We start from the raw sequence: 10,551 nt of genomic DNA on the forward strand, positions 1-10,551 counted from the left end.
CTAGCACGCGCTGCCCGAAGCGGCGCCGGCCCGCGAGGCGTGACCCGCCCGCCGGCCGGCGCTGCCGTACCGACCTCCGCCCCCGACCCCGCTCAGTCGGCGTTCATGGCGTCCATCAGGCTCTCGGGGCGCATGTCGGTCCAGTTCGCCTCGACGAAGTCGAGGCGTGCCTGACGCGGAGCCTCCCCGAAGACCGACTCCGTCCGTCCGGCACGTCGACGAACCTGGGCCAGAGCGAGAACTGGCCTTCCTCGTTCTTCAGGACGAGGTAGTCGGCGTTCAAGTCCTCAAAAGGACTTGTCATCATCCCTCACCTGTCTGCCTCTTGAAGGCAGAAGCACCTGTGCGGGAAACCGGGTGCAGTGGTCGCTCGGCACCAGCCCGGCCGAGCGGTTCACCGCCCTCTGCCGCTGTTTCACGCAGCCAGTCGGCGCTGAAATCCCGGCTTCCGAGTCGACGCGTCGCACGGCCGCCTCGAACGTTCCCGCGTCCTCCTTCCCGCGAATCTCGATGTATTCGCCCATGTTGCAGATCGGATTGTCCGGATCCGACGCTGCGCATGCCATACGAGCCGCCCGACGCCGGCGTGCGCGCGTGCACATCCGCCCGCGCAGGATCCACATGGCCGCGGGGTGCCGCCGCCCAGAAACGGAGGTGAAGCAGTGCCGTGAGCTGTGGCCTCCCTACCGGCCGACACCGCGTTCGAGATCCCGTATACACTTCCGGCGTGACTGTCCCAGGCTCGGATGCCGGATCTCCGCAGCATTCCCGTGCACCAAGAATGCGCATCCAGGTCGCACTGGCGCACGAGCAACGCGATGAATTCGTGCGGCAACAATGGCGACACCTGAATCGCGCCCGTCCTTGGCATGTGCACTCGCTTCGGGTTCCAAAGCAGTACACGGCCGGTCATTACCGGTGCTGGATGGAATCCTCCACGATCGGGGATATCTCGGTCAGCGACCAGTACGGCGACGCGGTGGAAGGCGTCATCGGCATGAAGCGGGCCACGGAGCGATACACGGTGGTGCACGTCGTGCGCAGCGGCGGGATGAGCCTCACCGAGGGCGGTCGCAGCTTGCAGGTCCCACCGGGCACCCTGTGCGTACGGGACGCACGGGTGCCGAGGGAGTTCTCCTACCGGCCCGGCACACGGGCCCGGGTCCTGCTTCTGCCGTCCGAGGCACTGTCCGCCGCAGGACGCGGTCGGGTGCCGAGGCTCACCCTCATGTCGCAGAACACACCCGAAGCGCGGCTGCTGCTGGGACAGCTGCGTCTGGTCCGCGAGACACGCGGCGATCTGAGTCCGGCGGGCGTAAGCGCCGCTCATCAGTCCGTACTGCATCTGCTGGCCGGTGCGCTCATGAGCCGCGGGGTGTCGGCCGACTCGACCTTCCGCCCGTCCCTGCGCACAGCGGCCCGCGACTGCGCGGAGGCCCGCCTCCTGGACCCTCGTCTGTCGCCGTCCGAGATAGCGAAGGCCCTGTCGGTCTCCGTTCGCACGTTGCACAGGGCGTTCGCCGACGCCGAAGAATCGCTGATGGCATTTGTGCGACGGCGCCGCCTGGAGCGAGCGCGCGAGGAACTCGCGGCGTCGGGCGAGGGGCACACCGTCTCCGCTGTGGCCGCTCGCTGGCACTTCGCCGATGTGAGTCACTTCAGCAGGGCGTTCAAGCGGCACTTCGGCGAGACGCCGAGCTCGCTCGGGCGCTGACGCGCCGGGGACTCCTCGGCGCCCCGGCACGCCTCGGCGCCCCGGCACACCCTCGTCCGAGGGCGTGCCGGGGCGCTCGCCAGGGCTTGATCGACACGGCCGCCGTGCCCTGCCGGACGGTTCTGCGGCAGGACACGGCGGAGTGTTCTTCCCCCGGCACGCCGGGACGGCGCCGGGCCGGGGACGCCAGCTCGTCAGTGGGCGGACACAGGAGTGGTGACGTTGCTGAAGTGGTTGGCCCCGGCGGCGTCGGACGCCGTGACGGGGCCGTGCGTCCAGATGCCGAAGACGTTGCCGGCGATCGTGTTTCCGGTGACCTTGAGGGACATCGGGTCCACGACGCTGACCAGGATGCCCGTGGTCTGCAGATCGCCGGCGGTGCCCGTCTCGGTGTCCCCGACGGTGTTGTTGGTGCCGATCTGGTTGTCGCTGACGACGTTGCCGCCCAGGTCCAGGCCGGGCACGCCGCCGTGCACGGTCACCGCCGCCCAGCCGTTGCCGGTCATCACGTTGCTCTGCACGGTGTTACCGTAGACCGCGCCGCCGGCCACGGCCGACGCCAGGGTGACGCCTCCACCACCGGCCTCACGTCCGTTGTCGAACACATTGTTGCCGGTGATCTTGTTGCCGAAGACGCCGCCCGCGCCGGGGGCGCGCACACCGCCGGGCGCCGCCGCGCCGTTGCGGGAGACCAGGGTGAAGCCGGATCCCGAGGCGTTGCCGTGCACGGAGTTGTTGCTGAAGGTGCTGCCCGACGCGGGACCGGTCTCGTCGCTGATGACGATCCCGGCACCGTTGCCGCTGACGGTGCCGGCCAGCACGGTCACGCCGGAGCTGCCGAGCAGGTGGATGCCTCCGCCGCAGTCGCCGGGCCTGCCCTGCGTCGGCCGGCAAGGAGCATAGGAGTTGGCGACGGCGCTCGGGCCCGTACCGGTGTTGTTGTCCGAGACGATGACGTTCGCGATGGTCACGTTCTTCACGCTGTTGACGAGGATCCCCTCGCCGACGGCGTTCTTCACGGTGAACCCGGTCACCGTGACGTCGGGCGCGCTGATCTCGATGCCGTTGAGCAGGCCGGACGCGTCGATGGTGACGTTCGAGCGGGCCTCGAGAGCCAGCGGCTTGGTGACGGCGACCTTCTCCTGGAACGTGCCGTCGCAGACGACGACCCTGCCGCCGGCGGCCACCCCCTTGATCGCCGCGTTGATCGTGCGGAAGGCGGGGGTGCTGCAGCTGGTGTCCGCCGCGGAGGCGGCAGCGGTCGGGGAGGCGTAGACCGTCTGCGGGAGGGTCTGCGGCAGGGAGAAGGCGTAGAGCTTGTCGTTGTCGCCCTTGGACGGGAAGAACGGGCCGAGGTTCTGGGTGTGGTACCCGGAGCCCCAGTACACCGAGCCGTCCACGATCGACGCGCCGCCGAGGACGGCGCCCCCGCTGGGGAAGCCCCACTTGATGACGCCGGTCGCGGCGTCGAGGGCGTACATGTTGTTGCCGGCGGGGTTGGTGGACCCGCCGTAGACGACGCCGTTCGCGCTGGACACGAAGGACATGGGGGACGCCGCATCGGGCGTCGCGGTCTCCCACAGGATCTTTCCGGTGGCCGGTTCGAGCGCGGCCCAGAAACCACCCGTGGTGGTCGACTTCTGCCCGGTCGCGGACGTGAGGGTGACCGACAGGTGGTTGGTGTTGGTGTTGGCGACGTAGATGCGCTTGCCGTCGACCGCCGAACCCCACTGCAGACCGCCGAGGTTGCCGCCCGGGCCGACCGCGGTGGCCCATACGATCTTCCCGGTCGCCGGGTCGAGCGTCCAGTAGACGCCGCTCTTCTGGCCGATGCCGAGCAGGTCGGTGGCCTTGCCGTCGACGGTGGCGGTGAAGAGGTTGGGGCCGGAACCGAAGTCGAAGTCGTCCCCGAACCGCTGGCCGACGGTCCAGGTGTCGGCCGTCAGGGTCTTGGTGGCCCAGACGATCTTGCCGGTGTGCATGTCGAAGGCGACGACGGAGTCCTGGTAGTTGTCAGGCGCACCGGGATCGCAGTCGGTCTCGTCGGGAGAGGTGCAGACGCCGGGTGGCACGGTGTAGTTGTTTCCCGTTCCGACGTACACCAGCCCCGTCTTCGGGTCGACCGCCGGGCTGCTGCCCCACACCGCGCCGCCCGTGTAGCCCTGCGGGACCACATAGGTCTTCCAGAGCTTCTCGCCGGTGACGGCGTCGAGGGCGACGACACTGCCGCGGAAGGTGTACGGCGGGGCGTACTTCTCGGCCTTCGACGACACGCCCACGAAGACGACGCCGTCGGCGACGACGGGTGACGACGTCACGATGGCGGTCGGGTCCGCGTCGATCTGGGTCTTCCAGATCCTGGCGCCGGTCAGGGCGTCGAGCCCGAAGAGGAACGCGCCCTCCGTGCTGTCGCTGCGCTGTTCGCCGCTCCCGGTGACGATCTCGCCGTTCCAGTACGCGGGGCTGAGCCGCGAGATGTCGCCGGCGATCCCGGTGTACTCGCTGATCCGGTGGCTCCAGATCTTCTGGCCGGTCGTCGCCTGCACCTTGTGGAGGTTGCCCGCCCAGTCCGGTGCGTAGACGTAGCCATCCACGACGGTCGGCGTGGCCGAGACGCTGTCCCCTGCGGTGAAGGTCCACTTGGTCTTGAGGTTGGCAACGTTGTCAGGGCCAATGGTGCGCTCGGCGGCGGCGTTGTGGGTGTCACCGAGGCTGCCACCGGCGTACGGCCAGTCGGACACCGAGGCCGTCGCCGCGACCGGGGCCGCGGTGGCGGTGGCCGCGGCGGTGGCGGTGGCGGTGGCGGACGGTGCGGCCGCCGCGGCGGTGGCGGGCAGGGCCATCGTGAGCCCCGCCATCGCCAGCCCGGCGACCACAGCACGCACCCGCCCTCGCCCTGCGTGGGATATGCGGGGTTGGGACATGAGGAAGTACCTCCCGGTCCTTGCTGATCTTGGGATCGAGAGCATAGGGAAACCCGCGGGGCCGGACGGCCTCGTCACGACGGCCTCCGAGGCGCTCATTCGGACGCCGGCTCATCGGGAGCGCGATGCGCGCCGTCGTTCGCGGAGAACTCCGCAGACGGTTCTCAGGCGCACGGAACGGAAAGGCACGGGCTTTCTTTTTCCATCGGCGCGGCCACGCCGAGGTTGCCATGGGGGAAGGCGCGACGCCATCTCATGCGGCCTCCCCGGCACTTGGAAAACCGGACTGACGGCCGCCCATCGGGTCGCCCTGAACGAGAAAGGAAAAAGCGAGCGGTGGGCCATCCGGAACATGCCGTCGTCGCACGAGAAGTGCGTCCGGGATCGTGTTCCGGCGCGGCACCGCCGTATCCGCGGGCGCGTCACCTCGCGACCAGCACGTCAGCGAGTGAACGGTGTCCGCCGCAAGAGAGCCACCGCGACCCCGCACCGAAAAGCGGCCCGTACGGGCACCCGCCGCCGCACCCCACCGGCATGGGCGACCGCAGAGCCGCGCATCCGTCCTGACGCCGGACGGTACGCACGGCAGCTCTCCTGAGCCGTACCGAGGACAGCGGGGACGATGTCGTGCCGAATTGGCTCTTCGCCTACTGGTTGACGGGGTTCAGGGAACTCACCCGGCGCAGAAGACGGCCCGGCGGAACAGCGTCCATCGTGGGAATTCCCCCGCACACAGGCAAGCCCGCACTTCGGTCATGCACTGTCTCCCGGCGTTGTCCACGTTCGGCGTCACGGTGCGTGAACCACCGCCGGCACAAAGGGCGAGGCCCGTCAGTCGCGGACCCGGATGCGGTACGCAGCCGGGACAAGCGCACACACCGCGCGCCTCTCCGGGGTCCCAGGTGGGCATGGCACGGACATTCATGCACCTGGCGCTGAACTTCCAGCACCCGGACGCCAGTACGGGATCACGTGCCCGGTCGGCCCGCCGTCGGTGGCGGCGGGGCAGCGAGCATGTCGTGGGGCGCGTCGCGGGGAGCGGGAGCGGGGGGCACGAGGAGGGCCTGCGTGCGGGGTCGTGCGCCGGGGGCACGAGGAGGGCCTGCCCGTGGGGTCGTGGGCGCGGGGTCGCGCGCGCTGGGCGTGGCCCCACGATGACGAGGACGCGCGCCCCGCAGTCGAGGCCGTCAGCGACCTCGCGCGTCAGGACGGACGGCCGTGCGCCCCTTGCGCCGCCGCCGAAAGGGGTATCTCTCCCCGCATGTTCACCACACAGGACGAAGGGGACCGCGACGACGCCCGAGGCCACCGCCACCAACCCCTCACCGACGCCGGACGCTCGCTCCTCTCCACGCTGCAGCCGCCCGCTGCCGGGAGGCGAGCCCTCGACGTGGGGTGCGGAACCGGCGCCGGCCCCGAAGGAGGCACCATGTCCGTCGAGGACATCAACACCCGCGCCTGGACCGTCTACGGCGCGCGCCAGCTCGCGCGCGCGTACGTGCCGCCCGTCCCCGATCACCTCGGCTGGTCGCCCTGGGCGGGGGTGGGACCGGGGGCCGAAGTCCTCGGCGACGTCACCGGCCGGCGCGTCCTGGACATAGGCTCCGGTGCGGGACACCACGCCGTCCATCTCGCGCGGGTCCACGGCGCTCTCGTCACCGGGATCGAACGCTCCCCGACGCAGCACTCACGCGCCGCCTCCGCGCACGCGGCTGTCCCGGGCGTGGCTTTCGTCCACGGGGACGTGGTCGCGTACCTCGCCGAGGCCGAGCCATTCGACGCGGCCTACGCCGTTGGCAGCCTCGCGTTCATCGATCCGCGACGCGTGCTGCCCGCGCTGCGCGACGGTCTGCGCTCCGGTGCGCCGCTCGTGCTCTCGCTCCTGCACACCGACCTGCACGGCCGCGGGCCGTCCACGGAAGTCGCACCACGCGAGCAGGTGATCCTGCTGCGCGACGATCCTCCCCTGTCGACCCGGATGTGGGTGCTGGCACCGCGGGCTTGGGAGGAGCTGCTCACCGAGCACGGCTTCCACGTCGAGGCCGTCGACCTGATGCACCACCCGGACGAGGGCACCCCGGTCGTCCAGCAGCTCGTCAGGGCCCGCCGCCTGCCCGACCGGCCGGTGCAGGCACCACTCCCGGGAGGCTTCCGGCCGGACCCGGTCGGATGAACGCGGCTGCGGCCGCGTCGTTCTACGGCTCGCCGGCCTCCCGGCCCGCTCCGCCCGCACCACCACGAGCACCGCCGGCACCGCCCCCGTCGAGCATCCGGCGCAGCCGGTCCAGGAAAGTCCGCTGCCCTGTGAGGATCTTCTCGTGGGCGGCCGGGCCGAGCGGGAACCACGAGGCCCGGTCCACCTCGGGGAACTCCCGGATCCGGCCGGAGCCCCGGGGCCACTCCATGGAGAAGGTCCCGGGGACCACGAGGCCGGTGTCGAGATCCCCCTCCACGGCCCAGACGGTCACGATCTTCCCGTTGGGCTGCCGGTTCTCGCCGAGCGGCAGCAGCTCGCCCTCGGGCACCGGCAGGCCCAGTTCCTCCAGGAACTCGCGCCGGGCGGCCGCCTCGGCGGTCTCGTCGGGCTCGTACTCGCCCTTGGGGATCGTCCACGCCCCGGCGTCCCTGGTCGACCAGAACGGACCGCCCATGTGGGCCAGCAGCACCTCGGGCGCACCGCTCGACGCGCCGCGGAAGAGCAGGATCCCCGCGCTGCGCCTGACCGCCTTGCCCGCCATCCGACCAGTGTGGCCGGTCAGTCGCGGGCCAGCCACAGATCGGGGCCGAAGACCTCGTAGTGGACCGCGGAGGCGGGCACACCGCGCTCGAGGAGCTGGGCGCGCACGGCGCGCATGAAGGGCAGGGGGCCGCAGAGGTAGGCCCGCAGTCCCTCGGGCAGGTCGACGCCGGACAGGTCGACCCGGCCGGCGCGGTCGCCCGGGGCCGCGTCGGTGCCCGGGTCCTCGTACCAGAAGTGGGCGCTGCCCCTGGGCAGCTTCTCGGCCAGGGCACGCTGGTCGGCGGCGTGGGCGTGGTGCCCGGGCGTGCGGTCGCCGTGGACGACGGTCACGGCCCCTGCGTAGCCGTCTCCGGCGAGCCGGTGCAGCATGGCGAGCATCGGGGTGCAGCCGATGCCGGCGGAGGCGAGCAGCAGGGGTCCGCCGCCGTCGGCGAGGACGACGTCGCCGTAGGGGGCCGACAGCTCCACGCGGGCGCCCTCGCCCACGTGGTCGTGGAGGTGGGCCGAGACCTCGCCGTCCGGGTTCCCGGCGAGGCCGCGCTCGCGCTTGACGGTGATCCTGCGCGTGGTGTCGCCGGGGGCGCCGGAGAGGCTGTACTGGCGGATCTGCCGGGCGCCGTCGGGGAGTTCGACGCGCACCGAGACGTACTGGCCGGGGCCGAAGTCGGGCAGCGGCCGGCCGTCCGCGGGGCGGAGCCGGAAGGAGACGACGTCCTCGGTCTCGCGCACCTTCGCGGCGACCTCCCAGAGACGCCAGGTGTCCCCGGCCAGGACGCCGCGCTCGGCGTGGAGCCGCTGCTCGATGGCGATGAGGGCGTTCGCCATCAGCCAGAAGACCTCGTCCCAGGCGGCGGCGACCTCCTCGGTGACGGCGCCGCCCAGCACGTCGGCGATGGCGGCGAAGAGGTGCTCGCGCACGATGCGGTACTGGCCGGGGCTGATGCCGAGCGAAGCGTGCTTGTGGGCGATGCGGGCGAGCATCGCGTCAGGACGCTGTCCTGGGTGTTCGACCAGGGCGGTGGCAAAGTGGGCGAAAGCCCCGGCCAGGGCCTCGCGCTGGGTGCCGGCGGCCTGGTTTCCGCGGTTGAACAGGTCACGCAGCAGCTCGGGGTGGGCGGTGAACAGCCGGTCGTAGAAGAGCGCGGTGATCTCGGAGATCGCGCCGCCGACGGCGGGCAGGGTGGCGCGGACGGTCACCGCGGACTTCTCGCTGAGCATGGACGGCTCCTTTTAATTGGATACTGAAAGTCGCATTCAAGGACGTGCGGAGGCATGCCTCGCCGAGGGGCTCGGCACGGACGGAAAGGGGGGAGGAAACCGGGTCGTCGAGTTCAGACCCGCGGACCGGACCCGACCAGCCCCACGAGGACGGGCCCCGTGGGCGCGGCGGTCAGGTCGGCGACGCTCAGCGGGTCCAGGGAGGCGTAGAAGGCCTCCTGCGCCCGGCGCAGGGCGCCGCGGAGCCGGCAGGCGCCGGCGAGCGGGCAGGGCGTCTCACCCTCGCAGTCGACGACGTCGCCGACCCCCTCCAGCTCCCGCACCAGGCGGCCGACCGAGGCCGCCCGCCCGGCGGCGGTGAGCTGCAGGCCACCGCCGCGCCCGCGGCGGGTCTCGACGACCCCCAGGCGCTGCAGCCGGGCCACGACCTTGGCCAGGTGCGAGTACGGGACCCGTATCGCCTCGGCCACGTCCCGGGCGGTGGACGGCTCGTCCTTCACGGCGAGGGCCATCACGGCACGGAGCGCGAGGTCGGTGGACTTCGTCAGGCGCATGCCTTGAGGCTAGATAATGCGAATCGCAGATTCAAGTTAAGCGGGAGGTGTGCGCTCCACGTCACACGTGCTCCGTGGCGCCGTCCGGGCAGCGGGTCCACGGGACCGCCGGCAGTCGACGGCGGCGTCGCGTGCCGGTGGTGGCGCACCGTCGAGGGCGGCGGAGGTTCCCGGCCGGAGGATCACCGGCCGCCGGCGTCGTGCTCGTCCCGCCTCTCGTGGGGACCGACCGGCGCGGCAGACTCGTGCGGTGCTGTCCGGACCGGGCGCCCGCCCGGCGTTCGGTTCCGGCCGGGTCCCGCGCGGATACTAGGGTGGTCGGGGCAGGCCGACGGACGCCCCACACCCGTTCGCCCGACCGAGCCGAGGAGACCGCACGATGCGCATCGCCGTCCTGGACGACTATCAGAAGGCGGCGCACCGCTTCGCCGACTGGGAGGCGCTGGGCGCGGAGGTGGTCTTCCTTCACCACCACCTCGCGGGCACGGCCGAGCTGGCCGAGGCGCTGGACGGCTTCGACGTGGTGGTCGCCATGCGCGAGCGCACCCCGTTCACCGAGGAGCGCTTCGCGGCGCTGCCGGCGCTGCGGTTGCTGGTGACCACGGGGATGGCGAACGCGTCCGTGGACCTGCACGCCGCCCGCCGGCACGGTGTCACCGTGTGCGGCACGCAGAGCGTCCCGCACGCCACGGCCGAGCTGACCTGGGGGCTCATCCTGTCGCTGGTCCGGCACATCCCCGAGGAGGCGAAGGGGATGCGCCGCGGGGAGTGGCAGCACACGATCGGCGGCGACCTGCACGGCCGGACGCTCGGCGTGGTGGGGCTGGGCCGGCTGGGGACCCGGGTCGCGGCGATCGGCACCGCCTTCGGGATGGACGTCCAGGCCTGGAGTGCCAACCTCGACCCGGAGCACGCCGCCGCGTGCGGGGTGCGGGCGGTGGGCAAACGGGAGCTGTTCTCCACGTCCGACATCGTCACCGTGCACTACAAACTCAGCGCGCGCAGCACCGGTCTGGTCGGCGCCGAGGAGTTGGGCTGGATGCGGCCGACGGCGCTGCTGGTCAACACCGCGCGCGGACCGCTCGTCGACACCGCGGCACTGGTCGCGGCGCTGCGGGAGCGCCGGATCGCCGGTGCGGCGCTGGACGTCTACGACACCGAGCCGCTGCCCGCAGGGGACGTCCTGCGGACCCTGCCGGGCACCCTGCTCACCCCGCACCTGGGCTACGTCACGGAGGCGACCTACGAGGTCTTCTACCGGCAGGCGGTGGAGGACATCGAGGCCTTCCGCGACGGCGCTCCGCTGCGGGTGCTCACGGCCTGAGCGGCCGGCTGGTTTCCCGCCGTACCGACCCGGCGGCCGGACCGGCCCGGCCCGGGGGGGGGGGGGGGGGGGGGGGG

General features: G+C 71.9%; 8 protein-coding genes and 1 pseudogene. 3 read left to right on the forward strand and 6 right to left on the reverse strand.

The window, feature by feature from the left end; genetic code table 11:
* Nucleotides 1–92: 92 nt before the first annotated feature.
* Nucleotides 93–307, reverse strand: a pseudogene (locus tag AC3ET4_RS29385) (MbtH family protein).
* On the reverse strand, nucleotides 288–524 hold the full coding sequence (locus tag AC3ET4_RS29390; protein ID WP_431954771.1) for a hypothetical protein: 237 nt from the start codon (nucleotides 522–524) through the stop codon (nucleotides 288–290). Before AC3ET4_RS29390 ends, AC3ET4_RS29385 begins: the two are co-directional and overlap by 20 nt.
* 257 nt (nucleotides 525–781) lie before the next feature.
* On the opposite strand from AC3ET4_RS29390, the gene AC3ET4_RS29395 reads away from it, so the two are divergent.
* Nucleotides 782–1,714 carry a helix-turn-helix domain-containing protein gene (locus AC3ET4_RS29395; RefSeq protein WP_431954773.1) on the forward strand — a complete coding sequence of 311 codons (933 nt, stop codon included), beginning with the start codon at nucleotides 782–784 and terminating at the stop codon, nucleotides 1,712–1,714.
* A 194-nt stretch (nucleotides 1,715–1,908) separates the two neighbouring features.
* Here AC3ET4_RS29395 and AC3ET4_RS29400 read toward each other — a convergent pair whose 3' ends face one another.
* Nucleotides 1,909–4,599 carry an outer membrane protein assembly factor BamB family protein gene (locus AC3ET4_RS29400; protein ID WP_431954775.1) on the reverse strand — a complete coding sequence of 897 codons (2,691 nt, stop codon included), beginning with the start codon at nucleotides 4,597–4,599 and terminating at the stop codon, nucleotides 1,909–1,911.
* A gap of 1,300 nt (nucleotides 4,600–5,899) precedes the next feature.
* Between AC3ET4_RS29400 and AC3ET4_RS29405 the strand changes: the two genes are divergently transcribed.
* Nucleotides 5,900–6,811 carry a class I SAM-dependent methyltransferase gene (locus AC3ET4_RS29405; RefSeq protein ID WP_431954777.1) on the forward strand — a complete coding sequence of 304 codons (912 nt, stop codon included), beginning with the start codon at nucleotides 5,900–5,902 and terminating at the stop codon, nucleotides 6,809–6,811.
* A 22-nt stretch (nucleotides 6,812–6,833) separates the two neighbouring features.
* On the opposite strand, the gene AC3ET4_RS29410 is transcribed toward AC3ET4_RS29405, so the two are convergent.
* From AC3ET4_RS29410 to AC3ET4_RS29420, 3 genes are all read right to left on the reverse strand, one after another.
* A complete protein-coding gene (locus AC3ET4_RS29410; protein ID WP_431954779.1) occupies nucleotides 6,834–7,376 on the reverse strand; it encodes an NUDIX hydrolase in 543 nt (180 codons plus the stop codon).
* Between the two features lie 17 nt (nucleotides 7,377–7,393).
* Nucleotides 7,394–8,596, reverse strand: a complete 1,203-nt coding sequence (locus AC3ET4_RS29415; RefSeq protein ID WP_431954781.1) for a globin domain-containing protein — start codon at nucleotides 8,594–8,596, stop codon at nucleotides 7,394–7,396.
* A gap of 113 nt (nucleotides 8,597–8,709) precedes the next feature.
* Nucleotides 8,710–9,150 (reverse strand): RrF2 family transcriptional regulator, encoded by a 441-nt coding sequence (locus tag AC3ET4_RS29420; protein ID WP_431954783.1) that lies wholly within the window; start codon nucleotides 9,148–9,150, stop codon nucleotides 8,710–8,712.
* 379 nt (nucleotides 9,151–9,529) lie between these two features.
* On the opposite strand from AC3ET4_RS29420, the gene AC3ET4_RS29425 reads away from it, so the two are divergent.
* Complete coding sequence (locus AC3ET4_RS29425) at nucleotides 9,530–10,474, forward strand: D-2-hydroxyacid dehydrogenase family protein (protein ID WP_431954785.1); 945 nt, start codon at nucleotides 9,530–9,532, stop codon at nucleotides 10,472–10,474.
* The last annotated feature ends 77 nt before the right edge of the window (nucleotides 10,475–10,551 follow it).

The organism is Actinacidiphila sp. bgisy167, from assembly GCF_057707665.1.

Excerpts from the sequence above, each read along its gene's own strand:
- AC3ET4_RS29405 (WP_431954777.1), top strand. The coding sequence starts at position 5,900 with ATGTTCACCACACAGGACGAAGGGGACCGCGACGACGCCCGAGGCCAC.
- AC3ET4_RS29410 (WP_431954779.1), bottom strand. The coding sequence starts at position 7,376 with ATGGCGGGCAAGGCGGTCAGGCGCAGCGCGGGGATCCTGCTCTTCCGC.
- AC3ET4_RS29390 (WP_431954771.1), bottom strand. The coding sequence starts at position 524 with ATGGGCGAATACATCGAGATTCGCGGGAAGGAGGACGCGGGAACGTTC.
- AC3ET4_RS29425 (WP_431954785.1), top strand. The coding sequence starts at position 9,530 with ATGCGCATCGCCGTCCTGGACGACTATCAGAAGGCGGCGCACCGCTTC.
- AC3ET4_RS29395 (WP_431954773.1), top strand. The coding sequence starts at position 782 with ATGCGCATCCAGGTCGCACTGGCGCACGAGCAACGCGATGAATTCGTG.
- AC3ET4_RS29420 (WP_431954783.1), bottom strand. The coding sequence starts at position 9,150 with ATGCGCCTGACGAAGTCCACCGACCTCGCGCTCCGTGCCGTGATGGCC.
- AC3ET4_RS29415 (WP_431954781.1), bottom strand. The coding sequence starts at position 8,596 with ATGCTCAGCGAGAAGTCCGCGGTGACCGTCCGCGCCACCCTGCCCGCC.